Consider the following 19376-nt stretch of genomic DNA (forward strand, 5'->3'; position numbering starts at 1 on the left):
CCTGGCAGTGCCTTCTGAGCAGCGTTGCAGGCATGACCGCCATAACCACCCGGAACCATCCGTTCTCTGATTCGACAGATTCACTACTACGTTTTGCGATGCGCGTCGACGCCACCCTCACCGGCGTGCTCGGCCTGGCCTTCGCGGCGATGGCTGACCCGTTGGGTCGGCTGACGGGACTGACCTCGGCGCAGGGCTACATCGCCGGCGCCGCGTTCGTCCTCTGCGGGCTCGTTGTCCACGCGCTGGCTGCCGCACCCGACCTTCGTCGTGTGGGCGCCGGACTGGTCGCGTTCAACGTCGCGAGCACCGTCGGCTTCATCGCTCTAGCCGAGACCGCGGTGCTGCCGCTGACCATGTTCGGATCGATCACCGCGCTGACCGGCGGGCTCTACACCGCCACTTTCGCAGTACTGCAATATCTCGGGGTTCGTCGTCTGGAGGCACACGCATGACCACCACTCTGTCCACCACATCGTCGGATTCGCTGTTGCGCACGGCCATGCGGGTCGACGCCGTCCTGTCCGGGCTGTGCGGCATCGCGCTGATGGCCGCCGCCGGACCGATCTCCGGCTTCACCGGCTTCTCGAAGGCCGCCGAGTTCACCACCGGGGCGGTGTTTCTCGGCTACGCCGTGGTGGTGTTTCTCGCCGCGCGACTGCGGCATGTGCGCACCGCAGGCATCGCCACCGCGATCGCGAATCTGGTTTTCACCGTCGCCGCCGTTGTCGTGGTGATGGCGCTCGATCTGACAACGGCGGGCGTGGTCGCGTCGCTGGCAAGCGGCGTGTACACCCTGGTGTTCGCCGACCTGCAGTACCTCGGGGTGCGCCGCATCAAATAGGGTTGCGCCCATGCATGTCGTAGCGTTCGCCGCCGCGCGCAAGGCGGTCCTGGAAGAAGCCGGCGGGGTCACCGCGGAAGGCTTCCCGATGACGAGCTGCTACGTGGAGAGCCTGCCTTCGCAGATCACGGTGCCGCTGGTGCTGGCCGTGCACGCCCAGGGCGGCAGCGACTATGAGCCCCGCCGCTTCATCGTCGCGAAATCGCCCGAGGGCGAGCGGGTCGGGTTGTTGGAGTTCGCCTGGCAGTGGCCGGACAACCCCGGCCTGCCGGTGAAATTCCGGGTCTTCGCTCACCACCTGCCGATCACCGTGTACTCCGCGGGGGTCTACAGCGTCGGGCTCTACTCCGACCCCGACGGCGCCCAGGCGGAGTTCGAATTCCCGCTGCCGGTGTTGCGGCTCAACCCGCTCACCGGGGTCCTACAGAACTAGAGCTTGCGCAGGCGCAACCGGTTGATCGCATGATCGGCGTCCTTGCGCAGCACCAGCGTTGCGCGTGGGCGGGTCGGCAGGATGTTCTCGATCAGGTTGGGTCGGTTGATCGAACTCCAGATTTCGCGGGCCGCGGCGACGGCCTGGGCGTCGGTCAGCCCCGCGTAGTGGTGGAAGTGCGAGGCCGGGTTCGCGAACGCGCCCGCCCGCATCGCCAAGAACCGGTCGACGTACCACTTCTCAATGTCCTCGATACGGGCGTCGACGTACACCGAGAAGTCGAACAGATCAGACACCATCAGGGTCGGACCCGTCTGCAGGACGTTGAGTCCTTCGAGGATCAGAATGTCCGGGTGGGTGACGACGTGCTTCTCGCCCGGGACGATGTCGTAGATCAGGTGTGAGTACACCGGGGCGCACACCTGATCGGCGCCGGACTTCACCGTCGTCACGAACCGCATCAATGCGCGACGGTTATAACTCTCCGGAAATCCCTTGCGATGCATCAGGTTTCGCCGGTTCAGCTCGGCGTTCGGATACAGGAAGCCGTCGGTGGTGACCAGGTCGACTCGGGGGTGGTGCTCCCAGCGGGCCAGCAGCGCCTGCAGCACGCGGGCGGTGGTCGACTTGCCGACGGCCACGCTGCCCGCCACACCGATGATGAACGGCACCGGCCGGTCCGGGTTCTGCTGCGGCTCACCGAGGAACTCGGAGGTGGCGGCGAACAGTCGCTGACGAGCGGCCACCTGCAGGTGGATGAGACGGGCCAGCGGAAGGTAGACCTCTTCGACCTCGAGAAGGTCGATCTGCTCGCCCAGGCCGCGCAGCCCAACCAGTTCGTCCTCCGTGAGCTTCAACGGGGTCGACATGCGCAGGGAACGCCATTGACTCCGGTCGAACTCGACGTAAGGGCTGGGTTCGCTCAGCCGCGCCATGGTGCCAGTCTTGCAGTTAGCTTGGTTGACATGCAGCCCGGCACCCTTATCCGCGATTACTTAACCCTCGGTTTGCGGTTCGACCGTATCGAGGAAGGCTACGTCGACTCGTTCACCGGCGATCCCGAGTTGCGCCGCGCCGTGGCCGGCGAGCCTGCTCCCGAGCCGGCCGAACTGGCCCGGCAGGCCGATCGGTTGCTGACCGAACTGCCCGGCGTCGCCCGGGTGGATGGCTTCACCGACCAGCGCGCCGACTTCATCGGTGCGCACCTGCGGGCCCTGCAGTTCTCTGCGCGCAAGTTCGCAGGCGAGGAGGTGGGCTTCGTCGATGAGGTTCGCAACTACTTCGATGTCGAGATCAGTCGCGGCGACCCCGAGCGCTACCGCGCCGCCCACGCCCGCATCGACGAGGTGCTCGGCGGCAGCGGTCCGCTGGCCGACCGGATGGAAGCGCACCGCCGCTCCGACGAGATCCCGCCCGAACGGCTCGAGGAGTGCATTCACGCATTCTCCGGCGCGCTGCGCGACACGGTGCGGGCCACGTATCCGCTGCCCGATGCCGAGACCATCGTCTACGAGGTGGTCACCGACAAGCCGTGGTCGGGCTTCAACTATTACAACGGCAACTACACCTCGACCGTCGCGGTGAATGCCGACCTCAAGCAGCAGATGGCCAACCTGCCGCGGCTGGTCGCCCACGAGTCCTATCCCGGCCATCACACCGAGCACTGCCGCAAGGAGGCCGGCCTCGTCGCCGGCCAGGACCAGCAGGAGCAGACCATCTTCCTGGTCAACACCCCGCAGTGCCTGATGGCCGAGGGGCTGGCCGATCTCGCGCTGCACGCCGCCGTTGGTCCGGGATGGGGACGCTGGGCTTCAGAGATCTATGCCGATCTGGGGCTTCGATTCGACGGCGAGCGTGCCGAGGCGCTGTCGGAAGCGACGGCGGCGCTGGCTGACGTCCGCCAGGACGCGGCGCTGATGCTGCACGACGAGCGTCGCGACGTCGACGAGGTGCTCGCGTTCCTGCAGCGCTGGCTGCTGGTGGACGACACCCGGGCACGGCAGATGCTGCGGTTCCTGTCCTCGCCGCTGTGGCGGGCGTACACGAGCACCTACGTCGAGGGATACCGCCTGCTGCGGGGCTGGCTCGACCACCGGCCGGCCGGGGTGAGCCTGACCGAACGGTTCGGCAGGCTGCTCGACGAGCCGCTGATCCCGTCTGCGTTGCGGGTGGACGCGGCCTGAACAGGGCCGGATAGGCTTGAGTCATGACCGCAGACTCGACGATTTCGACGCACGTCCCCGCCCCGGGCGCCGACTACGCCGCCACCGCCAGTGAGGCCTACCGGGCGGCTCTGGCGGTCATCGAGTCCGTCGAGCCGCGGATTGCCGATGCGACCCGCAAAGAGCTTGCCGATCAACGGGATTCGCTCAAACTGATCGCCAGCGAGAACTACGCCTCACCCGCGGTGCTGCTGACCATGGGCACCTGGTTCTCGGACAAGTACGCCGAGGGCACCGTCGGGCACCGGTTCTACGCCGCCTGCCAGAACGTCGACACCGTCGAGTCGCTGGCCGCCGAGCATGCGCGCGAACTCTTCGGCGCCCCCTATGCCTACGTTCAGCCGCACTCGGGCATCGACGCCAACCTGGTCGCGTTCTGGGCCATCCTGGCCACCCGGATCGAGGCGCCCGCGCTGACTGATTCGGGGGTCAAGCACATCAACGACCTCTCCGAGGCCGAGTGGGAGCGGCTGCGCGCGCGGCTGGGCAGCCAGCGGCTGCTGGGCATGTCGCTCGACGCGGGCGGTCACCTCACCCACGGCTTCCGGCCCAACATCTCCGGCAAGATGTTCCACCAGCGCAGCTACGGCACCGATCACGAGACCGGCCTGATCGACTACGACGCCGTCCGTGCCGCCGCCAAGGAGTTCAAGCCGCTGATCCTGGTCGCGGGCTATTCGGCATACCCGCGCCGGGTCAACTTCGCCACGATGCGCGAGATCGCCGACGAGGTCGGCGCCACCCTGATGGTCGACATGGCGCACTTCGCCGGGCTGGTCGCAGGCAAGGTCTTCACCGGTGACGAGGACCCGGTGCCGCACGCACACGTCACCACAACGACCACGCACAAGTCGCTGCGCGGCCCGCGCGGCGGGCTGGTCTTGGCCACCGAGGAGTTCGCGCCCGCCGTCGACAAGGGTTGCCCGATGGTGCTGGGTGGACCGCTGTCGCACGTCATGGCGGCCAAGGCGGTGGCGCTTGCCGAGGCGCGCCAGCCGTCGTTCCAGGCCTATGCCCAGCGGATCGCCGACAACGCCAAAGCCTTCGCCGAGGGTCTGCTCAAGCGCGGCGCCACCCTGGTCACCGGTGGCACCGACAATCATCTGGTATTGCTCGACGTCCAGTCCTACGGGCTGACCGGCCGCCAGGCCGAGTCCGCGCTGCTGGATTCCGGTGTGGTCACCAACCGCAACGCGATCCCGTCGGACCCGAACGGCGCCTGGTACACCAGCGGCATCCGGTTCGGTACGCCGGCGCTGACCACCCGCGGGTTCGGTCCCCAGGAGTTCGACCGGGTCGCCGAGCTGGTGGTCGAGGTGTTGTCCAACACAACAGCCGAGGGCACCTCGAAAGCCAAGTACAAGCTGGCCGACGGGACCGCCGATCGGGTGCATGCTGCCGCCGCCGAAATGCTGGCGGCCAATCCGCTGTACCCGGGTCTGACTCTCTAGGGACCGTTGGACGGCGAAACGCCGGTGGCCGGGTTTTCAAACACCCGTGTCTTTGAGTTACAGTTACTTCATGGCACAGAAACCTGTCGCGAATGCGCTGACGCTCGAACTCGAGCCGGTTGTCGCTGACAATCTGGTTCGCTATCTGGCCACCGCCGACGAGTGGTACGGCCATGACTACGTCCCGTTCGACCAGGGCGAGAACTTCGCCTTCCTGGGCGGCAAGGACTGGGAGCCCTCCCAGGTGACCTTGCCCTCGGACGTCGTCGACGCCTTGGAGATCCTGCTGATCACCAAGGACAACCTCGCGGGATATCACCGCGAGCTCGTCGAGCACTTCATCCTCGAGGACAAGTGGGGCCGCTGGCTGGGCCGGTGGACCGCCGAGGAGAACCTGCACGCCATCGCGCTGCGGAACTACCTCGTGGTCACCCGCAACTTCGACCCGACCGCCAACGAGGACGTCCGCGTCGCGCACGTCATGCGCGGCTACCGGGCCACCCAGTTCACCCAGATCGAGACCCTGGTCTTCATGGCGCTCTACGAGCGCGCACACGCCGTCTTCACCCGCAACCTCGAGGCCAAGATCGACGAGCCGGTACTCAAGGGACTCGTCGGGCGGATCGCGGCCGACGAAGAGCGCCACGAAGAGTTCTTCGCCAACCTGGTTGCGCATTGCCTGCAAACCCATCGCGACTCGACCATCAACTCGGTCGCCCGCCGTGCGGTCGGCTTCGGTCTGGTCGGCGGCGACATCTGGGAGTACCAGGACAAGCTGAACAACGTTGCCCGGGCCGGGATTTTCGACTTCGAAGCATCGCGCACGGTGGTCGCCGACCGCATCGCGGCCTGGGGCCTGAACGACGAGTCGGTGCTGAAGAAATTCGTTCGCTCATAACACGCCCGCGCGCCTGATCGGCGAGCGCGCTGGGACCGGAGTAGCGTCACTTTCGATGGCTAGCGACATGCTCTGCTGTCCGGGCGGTACCTATCGTTTCGACTACGACAGGACCGGTCCCGGTCCTGGTGCCGCAGTGTCCGCCGAGGGGTTCGCGGGGACCGCGTGAACCTGAGGAGCGCCCAGTGACCGATTCGCAGTCGCCCGTTCGGACGTATGTGCTCGACACCTCAGTTCTGTTGTCCGACCCGTGGGCGTGCACCCGGTTCGCCGAACACGAAGTGGTGGTACCGCTCGTGGTCATCAGTGAACTGGAAGCCAAACGCCACCACCACGAGTTGGGTTGGTTCGCCCGGCAGGCGCTGCGGTTGTTCGACGATCTCCGTCTGGAACACGGTCGCTTGGATCAGCCGATACCCATTGGCACACAAGGCGGAACGCTCAACGTCGAACTCAACCACAGCGACCAATCGGTCCTGCCGTCCGGCTTCCGCACCGAGAACAACGACACGCGGATCCTGACGGTCGCTGCCAACCTGGCTGCCGAGGGCAAGCGAGTCACGTTGGTCAGCAAGGACATTCCGCTGCGGGTCAAGGCAGGCGCGGTCGGTCTGCTGGCCGACGAATACCACGCCCAGGACGTGATCACCTCGGGCTGGACCGGGATGACCGAACTCGATGTGGCCCCCGAGGATGTCGACACGATCTTCGCCGAGGGTGAGATCGATCTGGAGGAGGCACGTAATCTGCCGTGCCACACCGGTGTTCGTCTGCTCGGCGCCAACTCCAGTGCGCTGGGCCGGGTGAATGCTGACAAGAAGGTTCAGCTGGTGCGGGGTGATCGCGAAGTGTTCGGCCTCCGGGGAAGGTCCGCCGAACAACGCGTCGCCCTCGATCTGCTGCTCGACGAATCGGTGGGCATCGTCTCGCTGGGCGGCAAGGCAGGCACCGGCAAGTCGGCCCTGGCGCTGTGCGCGGGTCTGGAGGCCGTGCTGGAGCGCCGCACCCAGCGCAAGGTGGTCGTGTTCCGCCCGCTGTACGCCGTCGGCGGCCAGGACCTGGGCTACCTGCCGGGCAGCGAGAGCGACAAGATGGGCCCGTGGGCGCAGGCCGTCTTCGACACGCTCGAGGGCCTGGCGTCACCGGCGGTGCTGGAAGAGGTCCTCTCCCGCGGGATGCTCGAGGTGCTGCCCCTGACGCACATCCGCGGCCGTTCGCTGCACGACTCGTTCGTGATCGTCGACGAAGCGCAGTCGCTGGAGCGCAACGTGCTGCTGACCGTGCTGTCGCGGCTCGGCAGCGGGTCGCGGGTGGTGCTGACGCACGACGTCGCGCAGCGCGACAACCTTCGGGTCGGGCGTCACGACGGCGTGGCCGCGGTCATCGAGAAGCTCAAGGGCCACCCGCTGTTCGCCCACATCACGCTGATGCGCAGCGAACGTTCCCCGATCGCCGCGCTGGTCACCGAGATGCTCGAGGAGATCAGCCCTGGTGCCCTGCCCTGACGGGCGGTGTCAGGGACCAGGCAGCTTGGCCCGGTAAAATGAGCCGCGTGTCACGCCGCCCCGACAGCCTGTCCTGGTCCTATCTGCGAACCGTCGTAGGTGTGGTGGCGGGCGTGGCCGTGGTCGTGATCGGGGGCTTCACCGGGCACGTCAAGGTGGCCAAGGCTGATTCCGTCGACTGTTCGGTGGTCAAGTGTGTGGCATTGACCTTCGACGACGGGCCGTCACCGTACACCGACCGGCTGCTGGGCATCCTCAACGACAACGATGCCAAGGCCACCTTCTTCGAGATCGGCAACAAGGTGGCGGCCAACCCCGCCGGCGCGAAGCGCGTGGTGGACGCCGGTATGGAGTTGGGCAGCCACACCTGGGAACACCCGAACATGACGGCGATCCCTCCAGAGGATGTGCCTGCCCAGTTCAGCAAGGCCAACGATGCGATCAAGGCGGCCACCGGGCAGACCCCGGTGCTGTGGCGCCCGGCAGGCGGACTCACCAACGATGCGGTCAACAAGGTTGCTGCCCAGTACGGGCTCGCCGCGATCCTGTGGGACGTGATCCCGTTCGACTGGATGAACGACTCCAACACCGCCGCCACCCGATACATGCTGATGACCCAGATCAAGCCCAACTCGGTGGTGCTGATGCACGACGTCTACTCGTCCACAGTGGACCTCGTGGAGCAGTTCATCCCGGTGCTGAAGGCCAACGGCTATCACCTGGTGACCGTGACCCAGATGCTGGGCCCGCGTGCGCCGGGCAGCGTCTACGGCAGCCGTGACAACGGCCCGCCGGCCAACGACCTCCAGGACATTCCCGCCAGCGACATCCCGACCCTGCCCGCCACGCCGTCCCCCAAACCGATGCCGAACATTCCGATCACCGACATCCCGGGGGCCAATTCCGGCGGCCCCAACAACGGCGCATAGCCGGCCCGCGTAGGTGCACACCGCCACCTCGTTCGTCCTTACCCTGCTGGTCCTGGGTTATGCCGTGGTGTCGGGCTTGGTCGGCCGGTGGTACGTCGCCCCGGCGTTGATTTTCGTGGGGCTGGGAATGTTGTTCGGCCCCTTCGGTTTCAACCTTCTGCAAGCCGGCCCGGGTACCGAAGGCTTCACGATCCTGGCGCAACTCGCGCTTACCGTGATCCTGTTCAACCAGGCCGCCAAGCTGGATCCGGGCAAGGTGCTCCGGCGTGGCCACGTCACATTCCGGCTGCTGGTGATCGGGATACCGCTGACTCTGGTGCTGGGCACGCTGACCGCGGCGGCGTTGCTTCCGGTGTTGCCGTGGTGGGAGGCGGTGTGCCTGGCGGCGATCGTGGCGCCCACAGAAGTGGCGCTTATCGAAGCGCTGACCGAGGACGGCCGGATTCCGGAGCGGGTGCGCAACGCGCTGTCGGTGGAAAGCGGGTTCTACGACGGCTTTGCGCTGGCGGTGTTGTTGGCCGCGCTCGCACTGGCTTCGGCCCAAACCGACGAACGCCCGCGGGACTGGACTTGGTTCGTCCTGCGCACCGAGGTGGTGTCGCTGGCGATCGGGGCGACCGTCGGACTGCTGGGCGCGGTGCTGATCGCGTGGTCGCGGCGGCGGGAGTGGATGAACGACACCTGGGCACAACTTGCCACCCTGGCCGTGGCACTGATCTGTTTCGAGTTCGGGGAGCGCGTGCACGCCAGCGGATTCGTCGCCGCCTTCACCGGCGGTCTGGCGTTCTCCGTCGTAGCGCGGCGCAGTAAAACCCAAGTTTCGAACCAGGTTTCCGATGCGACAGCACAACTGCTGGAGCTGTTGGTGTTCGCGATGTTCGGCGCGTTCGCGGTGATCGACGCCTGGCAGCACACCAGCTGGCGAGTGGTGCTGTTCTGCATCGTGGCGCTGTTCGGGGTGCGCCTGACCGCGGTGCTGGTCGCTTTGATCCACACCGACTTACCCGCCTACAGCCGGGTGTTCATCGGCTGGTTCGGGCCTAGGGGGATCGGAACTGTGGTGCTGGGGCTGCTGGTGATCGAGCGCGGTGAGATCCAACATCCCGATGTGCTCACCCAAGCCGGTGTGATCGCGGTGACGCTGAGCCTGCTGATGCACAGCGTCACCGCGCCACTGGGGATTCGTCGCTTCGGCGCGGCGAAGGCCGAAAGCTAGTCGCCGTCGCGGACCTTCGCCATCGCGAGCACGTCGAGGCGCTTGTCCAGTTCTTCCTCGGAGAGCTTGTCGCCGATCAGGCCGCGGTCGATGACCGTCTGCCGGATCGTCTTCTTCTCCTTCAGCGCCTGCTTGGCGACCTTCGCCGCCTCCTCGTAACCGATCGCCGAATTCAGCGGGGTCACGATCGACGGCGACGACTCGGCGAGCTCGCGCAGGTGTTCCTCGTTGGCGATCAGGCCGTCAATGCACTTGGTGGCGAACAACTTCGACACGTTGGACAGCAGCGTGAACGACTCCAGCAGGTTGCGCGCCATCATCGGGATGTACACGTTCAGCTCGAACGCACCCGAGAGGCCGCCGACCGTGATGGCGGCGTCGTTGCCGATGACCTGCGCGGCCACCTGGGTGACCGCCTCGGGGATCACCGGGTTGACCTTCCCCGGCATGATCGAGCTGCCCGGCTGCAGGTCGGGGAGCTGGAGCTCGCCCAATCCGGTCAGCGGGCCCGAACCCATCCAGCGGATGTCGTTGGCGATCTTGGTGAACGACGCGGCGATGGTCTTCAGTGCGCCGGACGCCTCCACGAGTCCATCGCGGGCGGCCTGGGCCTCGAATGAGTCCTTCGCCGTGCGCAATTCGGCCAGACCGGTCTGTTCGACGAGCACGTCGACAACCTTGGCGCCGAAGCCGTCAGGGGCGTTGAGGCCGGTGCCGACCGCGGTGCCGCCGATGGCCAGCTCACCAAGTCGGGGAAGGGTGGCCTTCACGCGTTCGATGCCGGCCTCGACCTGGCGGGCATAGCCACCGAACTCCTGGCCGAGGGTCACCGGGACGGCGTCCATCAGGTGGGTGCGCCCGGACTTCACCACGGTGCGCCACTGGCGGGCCTTTCCGGCCAGCGACTCATGAAGCACCTCGAGCGCCGGAATCAGATGGCGCACAGCGGCTTCCGTTGCCGCGATATGGGTTGCGGTGGGGAAGGTGTCGTTGGAGCTCTGCGACATGTTCACGTCGTCGTTTGGGTGCACCGTCACGCCGTTGCGCTCACAGATCGAGGCGATCACCTCGTTGGCGTTCATGTTGGAGCTGGTGCCCGAACCGGTCTGGAACACGTCGATGGGGAACTGGTCGTCGTGCAGCCCGTCGGCGATCTCACCGGCGGCGGCGATGATCGCGTCGGCCTTTTCCGCGGACAGCTTGCCCAGGTCCTTGTTCACCTGTGCGCAAGCGGCTTTGAGCAAGCCCAGCGCGCGGATCTGGGTGCGCTCCAGGCCGCGGAAGGAGATCGGGAAGTTCTCGACGGCTCGCTGGGTCTGGGCGCGCCACAGGGCGTCTTTCGGTACCCGGACCTCGCCCATCGTGTCGTGCTCGATGCGGTATTCGCCCTCGACAGCACTGTCGGTCATCAAACGCCTTTCTTAGGGGAGTGGATATGCGGCGGTCTTGTCCCCGGTGAAATCCACCGCGGAGTATTCGTTGAGTTTGGAGAGCCGGTGGTAGGCGTCGATCATCCGGACGGTCCCGGACTTCGACCGCATGACGATCGACTGGGTGGTGCAGCCGCCGCCGAAGTAGCGGACACCCTTGAGTAGGTCGCCGTCGGTGACGCCGGTGGCGCAGAAGAAGACGTTCTCCCCGGCGACCAGGTCGCGGGTCGTCAGTACCCGATCCAGATCGTGGCCACGGTCGAGGGCCTTCTGACGTTCCTCGTCGTCGGTGGGCGCCAGCTGGGCCTGGATCTCGCCGCCCATGCAGCGGATCGCGGCGGCGGTGATGATGCCCTCAGGCGTGCCGCCGATGCCGGCGAGCAGGTCCGTGCCGGACTCCGGCCGGCAGGCCGAGATGGCGCCGGCGACGTCGCCGTCGGAGATCAGCCGGATACGGGCGCCGGCGTCGCGGACCTCGGCCATCAACTTGGCGTGCCGCGGCCGGTCGAGGATGCAGACGGTGATGTCGGAGACCGAGGCCTTACGTACCTTGGCGATGCGCTGGATGTTGGCGGCGATCGGCGACGTGATGTCGATGAAGTCGGCGACGTCAGGACCGCCGGCGATCTTGTTCATATAGAACACCGCAGACGGGTCGAACATAGCGCCGCGCTCAGCGACCGCGAGCACCGAGATCGCGTTCGGCATGCCCTTGCTCATCAGGGTGGTGCCGTCCACCGGATCGACGGCGAAGTCGCAGTCCGGGCCGTCGCCGTTGCCGACCTCTTCGCCGTTGTAGAGCATCGGGGCGTTGTCCTTCTCGCCCTCACCGATGACCACGACGCCGCGCATCGACACCGAGTTGACCAGCTCACGCATGGCATCGACGGCCGCGCCGTCACCACCTTCTTTGTCGCCTCGGCCGACCCACCGGCCGGCGGCCATGGCGCCTGCTTCGGTTACCCGAACCAATTCGAGGGCGAGGTTGCGATCGGGCGCTTCACGGCGGCGCGTGTCTGGCATGGCTGAGATTGTCCCAGAAGCCGGCCAGCCGTCCAGACCTGGGATACTGGCAGGCGTGAGTACCCCGTCCGAGACCGGCATACCGCCCCGGGAGCCCAAGCCCAGGCTGCTCCAGGACGGTCGCGACATGTTCTGGTCGCTGGCGCCCTTGATCGTGGCGTGCATCGCGCTGGCCGGGCTGGTGGGGATGTGTTCGGTGCGGCCCAGCAGCCCTCGCGATGGGACGCCACCGCCGTATGACGCTGCCGCCGCGCTGAAGGCCGACGCTGAAACGCTCGCCATCCCGATCCGGATGCCCCAGGTCCCGGCCGGCTGGCGGGCCAACTCCGGCGGCCGAGGTGGAATCGACGCCGGCCGCACCGACGCCACCGGGCAGCACCAGCGCGCCGTCACCGCGACTGTCGGCTACCTCGCCGCGTCCAAGATGTATGTGAGCCTCACCCAGAGCAACGCCGACGAGCAGGCGCTGGTGGGCTCGATCCACCGGTCGATGTATCCCACCGGCGCCCAAGACGTCGACGGCGTGAAGTGGATCGTCTACGAAGGCGGCGAGGGCACCGAACCGGTGTGGACCACCCGCCTCGACAGCCAGGCCGGCCCCGCCCAAGTCGCCATAACCGGGGCCGGGAGCAGCGACGACTTCCGTACGCTGGCCGTTGCCACGCAGACGCAGAAGCCCCTGCCGCCTGGCTGAAGAGGAGACGTCAATGCCTGGACCTGAAGCCGACCTGACCGGATGGGTCGCAGAGCCGTTCTCCGCGGCCGGTTTCACCCACGACGTCTATCGCAAGGGCTCGGGTCCGGGTGTGGTGCTGATCCCGGAGATGCCGGGTGTGCATCCCGGTGTGCTGGGGTTGGGAAATTACTTGGTGGACAACGGGTTCACCGTGGCGATTCCGTCGTTGTATGGCACGCCAGGCGCGGCGGCGCAGCGTCCGGGGATGGTCGTGGATCTGGCACGCGGGTGCGTGGCCAAGGAGTTCGCGGCTTTCGCGACCAACAAGGAGCGACCGGTGTCGCACTACTTGCGGGCGCTGGCGCGGGACTTGAAGGAGAAGACGGGCAGTAAGGGCGTCGGGGTGATCGGGCAGTGTTTCTCCGGAGGTTTCGCGCTGGCGGCCGCGGTCGACGACAGCGTGCTGGCTCCGGTGCTCAGCCAGCCGTCGGTGCCGATCGCTTTGACCCCGAAGCAGAAGCGCGACCCCGGACTGTCCGAGGGGGAGCTGAAGGTCATCGAGAAGCGGGTCGCCGAAGACGGGTTGTGCGCATTGGCGCTGCGGTTCAGCGGCGATCCGATGTCGCCGGCCGAGCGGTTCGCGACGCTCAAGGACCGGCTCGGAGATGCCTTTGAGGTCATCGAGCTGGATTCGTCGCCGGGCAACGCCCATGGGTTCGGCCGGCTGGCTCATTCGGTGCTGACCCTTGAGGTGCGCGAGGTCGAGAACCAGCCTGCCTACGAGGCGCGTAAGCGGGTTGTCCAATTCCTCAGGGACCGGCTGACGTAGCTACTCGCGCTCGACGGCTCTCAGTCCGTTGGTGGGCGTCCACCACTCGATGACGAGCAGTGTGGCGGAGTCGTCGAGGTGGGTGAGTACGACCTCGGTGATGTCGGCGCGGAAGAGGTCGCCGTCGGGCCCGTCGGGGATCGAGCCGGAGTGGACGGCCCGCCCCGCGATCTTCGCCTCGCCGGGCCACTCTGCTTCGTTGCCTTCGACCGGATCGACCGTCGCGGTGTGCAACGCGAATCGGGGATCGCGGTGTAGGTCAGAACCCTTGCGTGCATTGGGCATCGAGCCGAACGTGAGCTCGCCGTCGGTAAAGGCGGTTTCGATGCCGGAGATTCGCGGTGACCCGTCGGCGCGCAGCGTCGCAATGGTTTTGTGCTTGTGCGCGTCGAACAGTGACTGCACTCGCCGGGCGAACTCGGGAGCGGCCGCTTGGACATCCCGCCACGTCGTCATGAGGTCAATGCTGTCACTGGGTTCGTCGGAACGTGTCACACCCCGATGGCAATATCGAACGCATGTTCGGTACCAGCCAATTGCACGACTACTTCGAGCCGTCGGACACGGCGGAGTCGCGCGCCCTGCTGGCCAGCATCGTCGCGTCCGCGAGGGCGGAGAATCAGACGGCTGCGCGGCGACTGGCGGCCATTTCCGAACTCTTCGAACTACGACGCCGCGAGCGTGGGGAACGAGAAGACTGGGCTGTCGACACCTGGGCGGCAGTCGGCGCCGAAGTCTCTGCCGCGCTCCGGGTCAGCTCGGCCAAGGCGGGCAGCTACATGAACTACGGCTTGGCGATGAAGCAGCTGCCCGCGGTCGCGGCCATCTTCATCGCGGGCGATATCGATGTGCAGATGTTCCAGACGGTCGTTTATCGGACCGCCTTGATCACAGATGATGCCGTCCTCACCGAGGTGGACCGGCGGTTGGCGGTGCGGGCGGCCCGGTGGCCGTCGATGACGCGCGGCCGGTTGGCATCCGAGATCGACCGCGTTGTGGCCAAGTACGACCCGGACGCCGTGCGCAGGGTCCGTGGCAAGGTCCGCGACCGCGAGGTCGTGTTCGGCGACGAGGATCGCGGTTGCGTCGAGGTCATCGCACGGGTGGCGGCGACCGACGCCGAACTGTTCAAGCGGCGACTCGACGCGCTGGCCAACTCTGTGTGCGAGGCCGACCCGCGCACCGCGGGCCAACGGCATGCCGATGCCTACGGCGCCATGGCGATCAGCGCTGACCGGCTGGCCTGCCGGTGCGGCGACCCGAATTGTTCGGCCGCATGCCGGCCCGTGTCGGGGCCGGTGGTGATTCACGTCGTCGCCGAGCAGGCCACCGTCGAAGGGCGCTCCGATGAGCCCGGCTACCTGATCGACGCCGATTGGGTGATCCCGGCTGAGGTGGTGGCCGAGGTGGCCAAGGGCGCCAAGCTCAGTCCGCTGACTCACCCCGCCGACCTCGCGCCAGAGCGGGGATACCGCCCGTCCCGCGCACTCGCCGACTTCGTGCGCGCCCGCGATCTCACCTGCCGCGCACCGGGTTGCGACCGGCCGGCCACGCACTGCGATCTAGACCATACGGTCCCGTACCCGTACGGCCCCACCCACGCCGGCAACGTCAAATGCTTATGCCGTCGCTGTCATATCTTGAAAACGTTCTGGGGTTGGCGCGACACGCAATTGGCTGATGGCACGGTCATCTGGGAGCTGCCCGGGGATCAGACGTATGTCACCACACCGGGCAGTGCGCTGTTGTTCCCCAGCTTGATGACGCCGACGCTGCCGCCGCTGCATCGACTCGCCGACATCGACGCACCGGGTGATCGCACCCTGTTCATGCCGCGTCGCAAGACCACGCGGACGCAGAACCGCGCGAAGTACATCGCCGGCGAACGCCGGCACAACCACCGTCAACGCAAAGGGCGCCACAGCGCACTACTCGGACCGGCACCACCGTCGAACGACGCTGATCCGCCGCCTTTTTAGGCAGGAAAGACCAGCGCATTCGAATGCGTCAATATACGATTCCCGCGTGACCACCGCCCCCGCCGAGCCGCAGACTCCGGCCCCCGCCGCGAAACCCGGGTCGCGCGGCAAGACCGTCGCCATCCTCACCGTGCTGGTCGTCGTGCTGGCCTACATCGTCACGTTGTTCGGCTACTGGTGGCTGTCCGGCTCCGCCAAAGAGCTGGAGGCGTCGGGTGAAGGCAATGGATCAGAGACAACCGTGCTGATCACGTTGCAGTCGCTACGCACAGTCGACTACAAGGTGGACGCCAAAGTGCTTGTCATCCCGGCTGATTCGCTGGTGGATGAGAAGCTCGACACCCTCAAGGAAGACATCGCGGTGCGGTTGCATCCGTGGAATTCGTTGGGCGACTTGAAGTTCCCGGCCGGTGCCGCGCCGGCAGAGGTGGCGACGACCATCGACGTCGACGGTGATGTGAACACCTGGCCGTTCGATCGCTACGAGACCCAAGGCATGAGCGCCGACCTACTGGTGGGTGAGGGCGAGGATCGCAAGATCATCCCGGCCAAGGTTCAGGTCGCCGGGGCACTGCAGGGCTGGGACCTGTCCAGCGAGCAGGTCGCCCCGTCGCCCGCAGCCAAGGGTGACGGCGATGCCACGCAGGTGACGTTCAGCCGAGCCCTCGGTCCGCTGGCATTCGACCTCGGCATTGTTATCGTGCTGCTCACCCTGCCGACCATCGCGATCTTCACCTCGGTGCTCGTGATCACCCGGCGCAAGCAATTCCAGATGCCGTTCGCAACGTGGTACGCCGCAATGCTGTTCGCGATTGTGCCGCTGCGCAACATTCTGCCTGGCGCTCCGCCGCCGGGTGCGTGGATCGACATGGCATTGGTGTTGTGGGTGATCGTCGCCCTGGTCGCCGCCATGGTGATGGTCGTCATCTCCTGGTTCAAACAGGTCGACTAGCTTTCCGCCGGAACAACCGGCGGCGTTTCTCGGGCGGCTCGTGTGAGGTCATCTCTACGCCCTTGTACACGGCCAGGTACACCGAGATCGTCGTGACGATGATGATCATCAGGACCGGGCCCAGCACGATGCCCCAGAAGCCGAACATCGCGATCCCGGAAAACACCGCCAATAACATCAGCGCGGGGTCCAGCCGCGCCTCGCGCGGTACCAGGATGGGGCGCAGGAAATTATCGACGTTCGTGACGCCGATGATGTGGAACAGCACCACGAACAAGCCGCCGCCGATGTTGCCGAAGAACATCATCCCGATGCCGAACGGGATGGTGATGATGCCGCTGCCCAGCGGGATGACCGACAGTGCGGTCAGGAAGATCGCGAAGATGAAGAACCCGTTGTGGAATCCGCCGATGTAGATCGACGCCGCCCCCAGTAAGCCCTGAACCAGCGCAATAATGAACTGGCCCTTGACCGTTCCCTTCACCATCGCGCCCATCTTCGCCAGATAGAGGTCGGTGACCTCTTCGCCGAGCGGGTTGAGCCGACGGATCAGCGTCAGCAGCTGCTCCTGATTGGTCAGCAGCGAGACCAGCACGTACAAGAAGATGATCGCCGACGTGATCACGCCGATCGCACCGCCCGCCGCGCCCTGCAACGCATGCAGCAGCCAGCGGCCGAGGTTCTGCGAGACGTTCACCAGCGATCCGCGCACCGAGTCGGCGCTGACCGAGAAGTGGCCGAACGGCAGTTTGGCCAGCGCGTGATTGGCGTAGTCCAGTGCCTGATTGCCGACCGTTGACATGTCGGCGTTCTGTACCCACTCCGCCACATGCACGACCATGTGCGAAACCTGAAGCACCGCAAGGGTCACCAGCGCGCCGACCGGTATGATGACGGTGGCCAGCGCGGCCAGCACTGTGATCGTCGCCGACAACCCGGTCCCGAACCGGCCCCGGCACCGGTTGTACAGCGGGGTGAACAGATAGGCGACTATCGCCGCGATCACCACCAGGATGAAGTAGTGCCGCAGGAAGTAGGCACCCAGCAGCACGGCGATCAGCGTGACGATCGCCAGCGCGCGCTTCTGGGTGACGGTGAACTCGGTGTTCACCGAACTATGGATTCATCAGCCGGGTCAGGTGCTCCGCAATGTTGGGGTAGCGCTTGAGGTGTGCGCCGCCGTTGAGGTCAAGGATCTCCCCGGTGAGCCAGGACGACTGCGGTGAACACAGAAACGCCACCGCGTCGGCGATGTCCTGTGGCGTTCCCGCCCGGCCGAGCGCGGTGTTCTCGACGTACTCGTCGACAACACCGGGGACCATGGCCGCGCCTTCGGTCAGCGGGGTGTGCACGAAGCCGGGCGCAACGGCATTGACCCGGATACCGCGCGGACCCAACTCCAGCGCCGCCACCTGAGTCAGCATCGACAAGCCGGCCTTCGCCGCGCAGTACGCGCTCATCCCGACCGCCGGCTGCCTGGCGTTGAGCGACGTAAGCGACACCAGCGCACCGCCCTCGCCGAGATGACGGCCGGCATGCTTCATCACCAGGAACGCACCGTTGAGGCAGACGTCGACGACCGAGCGGAACTGCTCCGCGTCGAGTTCGGTGATGACACCGAAGCCGCTGAACCCCGCGCAGTTCACCACCACGTGCAAGCCGCCTTCACGCTCCACGACGCCGTCGAAAAGCGTTGCCACCGAGGCTTCGTCGGTGACTTCCACCTCCGCCCACGCATGCGGATCACCCAGGGTCGCCGCGCGTTCGCGAGCCAGATCGGTGTTGCGGTCGGCGATCGTCACGCGGATGCTCTGGGCCGCCAGCGTCTGAGCCGTCGCCCAGCCGATCCCGGATGCGCCTCCGACGATTACGGCTACCTGCTCGGTCATGACACCTTCCCGTCGTTCTCCGGAGCTCCCCACTTGCGCCGCACGGCCTCCCATGGGTTGCCGTATCCCGGTGGCTGACCGTGGTACGGCGACTGACGTTTCAGGTACTCGCGAGCCAGTGGCGCGATAACCCGGAAGATGTAGCGTTTCCAGCCGACCTTGTCGGCGGTTTCGGCCAGCATGTCGGGCCAGGAGTAGTGCTGATGTTTGAGCACCTGTTGTGCGGTCGCCGAGTCCATCCAGTCGGTGGCGAACCAGCCGCCGTCGTCGTTCGGGTCACCCTTGCGGCCGGCGGGCAGCGCACCGACGAGACCCATCGCGGCGGCGGTGGACTGCCCGATGTCGCTCTGCCGCAGCCGGTGGGTGTCGTCGCCACCGATCAGCAGGGTCTGGCCTGAGACGTCGGCCGTGGTGGCCGCCGCGAACGCGAACGCCACATCGCGGACGTCGACGGTCTGCAACCGTCCGTCGGCGGGCAGTACGCCTTCGAAGAAGATCAGGTTGGGGTCCATCCCGAGGTCGGGTTCGGTGGTCAGCACCCCGCCGAGTCGCAGGATCACCCAGTCCAGGCTCGACGCCCGCACCAGAGCCTCGGCTTCGACCTTGTGCTTGCCGTAGTTGTCGTACGGGTTGACCGGCGTCTGAGCGGTCACTACGTCGGTGATGTGGTGCGGGTTGCGCGGTCCGTACACCGCGATGCTGGAGGCCTGTACCAGGCGCGCCGGATTATGTTGAGCTTCAAGGGCTTTCACCAGATTGGCGGTTGCCCCGACGTTGACCTTGTAGGCCAGTTGCGGTTTGGCGTAGCACAGTGGCGGGATCACGGCGGCCAAGTGGATCACGGCGGCGGGGGAGACCTCCGCCAGGAGCTTCTCGGTCGCGGCCGGGTCGGTGAGGTCCGCCCAGCGCACCTGGACGCCGGTGGGGAGAGCCGCGGCGGCCTTCACGGTCGCCGGTGTTTCGAGGTCGGTGGCGACGACCCGGCGGCCGCTGGCCGCCAGCTGCTTGACCGTGGCACTTCCCACCAACCCGAACGCGCCGGTTACCAGCACAGCGTCGGACATCGAGCCCCTTCCGTATGAGAACGCGTTCTAGTGAAG

General features: G+C 66.5%; 20 protein-coding genes. 13 read left to right on the forward strand and 7 right to left on the reverse strand.

Translation table 11 applies throughout. From position 1 onward, the window contains the following. Positions 1-32: 32 nt before the first annotated feature. Genes Y900_RS18250 through Y900_RS18260 form a run of 3 tightly spaced genes read left to right on the forward strand, consistent with a single transcriptional unit; the run spans position 33 to position 1277 of the window. On the forward strand, positions 33-455 hold the full coding sequence (locus tag Y900_RS18250; RefSeq protein ID WP_036343657.1) for a hypothetical protein: 423 nt from the start codon (positions 33-35) through the stop codon (positions 453-455). Beyond that, on the forward strand, positions 452-844 hold the full coding sequence (locus Y900_RS18255; RefSeq protein WP_036343659.1) for a hypothetical protein: 393 nt from the start codon (positions 452-454) through the stop codon (positions 842-844). The genes Y900_RS18250 and Y900_RS18255 overlap by 4 nt, the downstream gene beginning before the upstream one ends. A 10-nt stretch (positions 845-854) precedes the next feature. After that, a complete protein-coding gene (locus tag Y900_RS18260; protein ID WP_036343661.1) occupies positions 855-1277 on the forward strand; it encodes a hypothetical protein in 423 nt (140 codons plus the stop codon). On the opposite strand, the gene coaA is transcribed toward Y900_RS18260, so the two are convergent. Then, positions 1274-2212, reverse strand: a complete 939-nt coding sequence (coaA, locus tag Y900_RS18265; RefSeq protein WP_036343663.1) for a type I pantothenate kinase — start codon at positions 2210-2212, stop codon at positions 1274-1276. The genes Y900_RS18260 and coaA overlap by 4 nt on opposite strands. Positions 2213-2242: 30 nt before the next feature. On the opposite strand from coaA, the gene Y900_RS18270 reads away from it, so the two are divergent. The 6 genes from Y900_RS18270 to Y900_RS18295 all read left to right on the forward strand — a co-directional run bounded on the left by Y900_RS18270 (position 2243) and on the right by Y900_RS18295 (position 9498). Beyond that, a complete protein-coding gene (locus Y900_RS18270; RefSeq protein ID WP_036343664.1) occupies positions 2243-3460 on the forward strand; it encodes a hypothetical protein in 1218 nt (405 codons plus the stop codon). Between the two features lie 23 nt (positions 3461-3483). Beyond that, positions 3484-4950, forward strand: coding sequence for a glycine hydroxymethyltransferase (locus Y900_RS18275; protein WP_036343666.1), 1467 nt, complete (start codon positions 3484-3486; stop codon positions 4948-4950). A gap of 70 nt (positions 4951-5020) precedes the next feature. Then, a complete protein-coding gene (locus Y900_RS18280) occupies positions 5021-5848 on the forward strand; it encodes an acyl-ACP desaturase (protein WP_036343669.1) in 828 nt (275 codons plus the stop codon). Between the two features lie 218 nt (positions 5849-6066). Beyond that, positions 6067-7353, forward strand: coding sequence for an RNA 5'-3' helicase PhoH2 (locus Y900_RS18285; protein ID WP_420329827.1), 1287 nt, complete (start codon positions 6067-6069; stop codon positions 7351-7353). Positions 7354-7400: 47 nt separating this feature from the next. Further along, positions 7401-8282 carry a polysaccharide deacetylase family protein gene (locus Y900_RS18290; protein WP_036347186.1) on the forward strand — a complete coding sequence of 294 codons (882 nt, stop codon included), beginning with the start codon at positions 7401-7403 and terminating at the stop codon, positions 8280-8282. A gap of 13 nt (positions 8283-8295) precedes the next feature. Next, the gene (locus tag Y900_RS18295; protein WP_036343673.1) at positions 8296-9498 is read left to right on the forward strand and encodes a cation:proton antiporter; all 1203 of its coding nucleotides are present in this window, start codon (positions 8296-8298) and stop codon (positions 9496-9498) included. Here Y900_RS18295 and Y900_RS18300 read toward each other — a convergent pair. After that, positions 9495-10907: a class II fumarate hydratase gene (locus tag Y900_RS18300; RefSeq protein WP_036343675.1), complete on the reverse strand. Its 1413-nt coding sequence runs from the start codon at positions 10905-10907 to the stop codon at positions 9495-9497. The two genes, Y900_RS18295 and Y900_RS18300, sit on opposite strands and share 4 nt — an antisense overlap. Before the next feature lie 12 nt (positions 10908-10919). Continuing rightward, positions 10920-11951 (reverse strand): class II fructose-bisphosphatase, encoded by a 1032-nt coding sequence (gene glpX / locus Y900_RS18305; RefSeq protein WP_036343676.1) that lies wholly within the window; start codon positions 11949-11951, stop codon positions 10920-10922. Here glpX and Y900_RS18310 point away from each other — a divergent pair. Together Y900_RS18310 and Y900_RS18315 are read left to right on the forward strand one after the other, a co-directional pair. Continuing rightward, entirely contained in the window at positions 11950-12645 is a 696-nt protein-coding gene (locus Y900_RS18310; protein ID WP_081845160.1) for a DUF4245 domain-containing protein, read from the forward strand. The genes glpX and Y900_RS18310 overlap by 2 nt on opposite strands. A gap of 13 nt (positions 12646-12658) precedes the next feature. Next, on the forward strand, positions 12659-13456 hold the full coding sequence (locus tag Y900_RS18315) for a dienelactone hydrolase family protein (RefSeq protein ID WP_036343679.1): 798 nt from the start codon (positions 12659-12661) through the stop codon (positions 13454-13456). Here the strand turns inward: Y900_RS18315 and Y900_RS18320 are convergent, their stop codons facing one another. Next, entirely contained in the window at positions 13457-13912 is a 456-nt protein-coding gene (locus tag Y900_RS18320; protein ID WP_036347188.1) for a pyridoxamine 5'-phosphate oxidase family protein, read from the reverse strand. A 62-nt stretch (positions 13913-13974) separates the two neighbouring features. On the opposite strand from Y900_RS18320, the gene Y900_RS18325 reads away from it, so the two are divergent. After that, on the forward strand, positions 13975-15435 hold the full coding sequence (locus Y900_RS18325; RefSeq protein ID WP_036343680.1) for an HNH endonuclease signature motif containing protein: 1461 nt from the start codon (positions 13975-13977) through the stop codon (positions 15433-15435). 46 nt (positions 15436-15481) lie between these two features. After that, a complete protein-coding gene (locus tag Y900_RS18330; RefSeq protein WP_036343681.1) occupies positions 15482-16387 on the forward strand; it encodes a DUF4436 domain-containing protein in 906 nt (301 codons plus the stop codon). Here Y900_RS18330 and Y900_RS18335 read toward each other — a convergent pair. Genes Y900_RS18335 through Y900_RS18345 form a run of 3 tightly spaced genes read right to left on the reverse strand, consistent with a single transcriptional unit; the run spans position 16371 to position 19340 of the window. After that, positions 16371-17498: an AI-2E family transporter gene (locus Y900_RS18335; protein ID WP_036343682.1), complete on the reverse strand. Its 1128-nt coding sequence runs from the start codon at positions 17496-17498 to the stop codon at positions 16371-16373. The two genes, Y900_RS18330 and Y900_RS18335, sit on opposite strands and share 17 nt — an antisense overlap. A 4-nt stretch (positions 17499-17502) precedes the next feature. Continuing rightward, complete coding sequence (locus Y900_RS18340) at positions 17503-18276, reverse strand: SDR family NAD(P)-dependent oxidoreductase (RefSeq protein ID WP_036343683.1); 774 nt, start codon at positions 18274-18276, stop codon at positions 17503-17505. Next, positions 18273-19340, reverse strand: a complete 1068-nt coding sequence (locus tag Y900_RS18345) for an NAD-dependent epimerase/dehydratase family protein (protein WP_036343684.1) — start codon at positions 19338-19340, stop codon at positions 18273-18275. The genes Y900_RS18340 and Y900_RS18345 overlap by 4 nt, the downstream gene beginning before the upstream one ends. Between the last annotated feature and the right edge of the window lie 36 nt (positions 19341-19376).

The sequence above is a fragment of the Mycolicibacterium aromaticivorans JS19b1 = JCM 16368 genome (assembly GCF_000559085.1).
GTDB classification, from domain to species: domain Bacteria; phylum Actinomycetota; class Actinomycetes; order Mycobacteriales; family Mycobacteriaceae; genus Mycobacterium; species Mycobacterium aromaticivorans.

What these genes read in the sequence shown, in the direction of transcription:
- glpX (WP_036343676.1), bottom strand. Translation starts at nt 11,951, where the DNA reads ATGCCAGACACGCGCCGCCGTGAAGCGCCCGATCGCAACCTCGCCCTC.
- Y900_RS18275 (WP_036343666.1), top strand. Translation starts at nt 3,484, where the DNA reads ATGACCGCAGACTCGACGATTTCGACGCACGTCCCCGCCCCGGGCGCC.
- coaA (WP_036343663.1), bottom strand. Translation starts at nt 2,212, where the DNA reads ATGGCGCGGCTGAGCGAACCCAGCCCTTACGTCGAGTTCGACCGGAGT.
- Y900_RS18255 (WP_036343659.1), top strand. Translation starts at nt 452, where the DNA reads ATGACCACCACTCTGTCCACCACATCGTCGGATTCGCTGTTGCGCACG.
- Y900_RS18260 (WP_036343661.1), top strand. Translation starts at nt 855, where the DNA reads ATGCATGTCGTAGCGTTCGCCGCCGCGCGCAAGGCGGTCCTGGAAGAA.
- Y900_RS18270 (WP_036343664.1), top strand. Translation starts at nt 2,243, where the DNA reads ATGCAGCCCGGCACCCTTATCCGCGATTACTTAACCCTCGGTTTGCGG.
- Y900_RS18340 (WP_036343683.1), bottom strand. Translation starts at nt 18,276, where the DNA reads ATGACCGAGCAGGTAGCCGTAATCGTCGGAGGCGCATCCGGGATCGGC.
- Y900_RS18310 (WP_081845160.1), top strand. Translation starts at nt 11,950, where the DNA reads ATGGCTGAGATTGTCCCAGAAGCCGGCCAGCCGTCCAGACCTGGGATA.
- Y900_RS18345 (WP_036343684.1), bottom strand. Translation starts at nt 19,340, where the DNA reads ATGTCCGACGCTGTGCTGGTAACCGGCGCGTTCGGGTTGGTGGGAAGT.
- Y900_RS18315 (WP_036343679.1), top strand. Translation starts at nt 12,659, where the DNA reads ATGCCTGGACCTGAAGCCGACCTGACCGGATGGGTCGCAGAGCCGTTC.
- Y900_RS18250 (WP_036343657.1), top strand. Translation starts at nt 33, where the DNA reads ATGACCGCCATAACCACCCGGAACCATCCGTTCTCTGATTCGACAGAT.
- Y900_RS18280 (WP_036343669.1), top strand. Translation starts at nt 5,021, where the DNA reads ATGGCACAGAAACCTGTCGCGAATGCGCTGACGCTCGAACTCGAGCCG.
- Y900_RS18300 (WP_036343675.1), bottom strand. Translation starts at nt 10,907, where the DNA reads ATGACCGACAGTGCTGTCGAGGGCGAATACCGCATCGAGCACGACACG.
- Y900_RS18325 (WP_036343680.1), top strand. Translation starts at nt 13,975, where the DNA reads ATGTTCGGTACCAGCCAATTGCACGACTACTTCGAGCCGTCGGACACG.
- Y900_RS18320 (WP_036347188.1), bottom strand. Translation starts at nt 13,912, where the DNA reads ATGACGACGTGGCGGGATGTCCAAGCGGCCGCTCCCGAGTTCGCCCGG.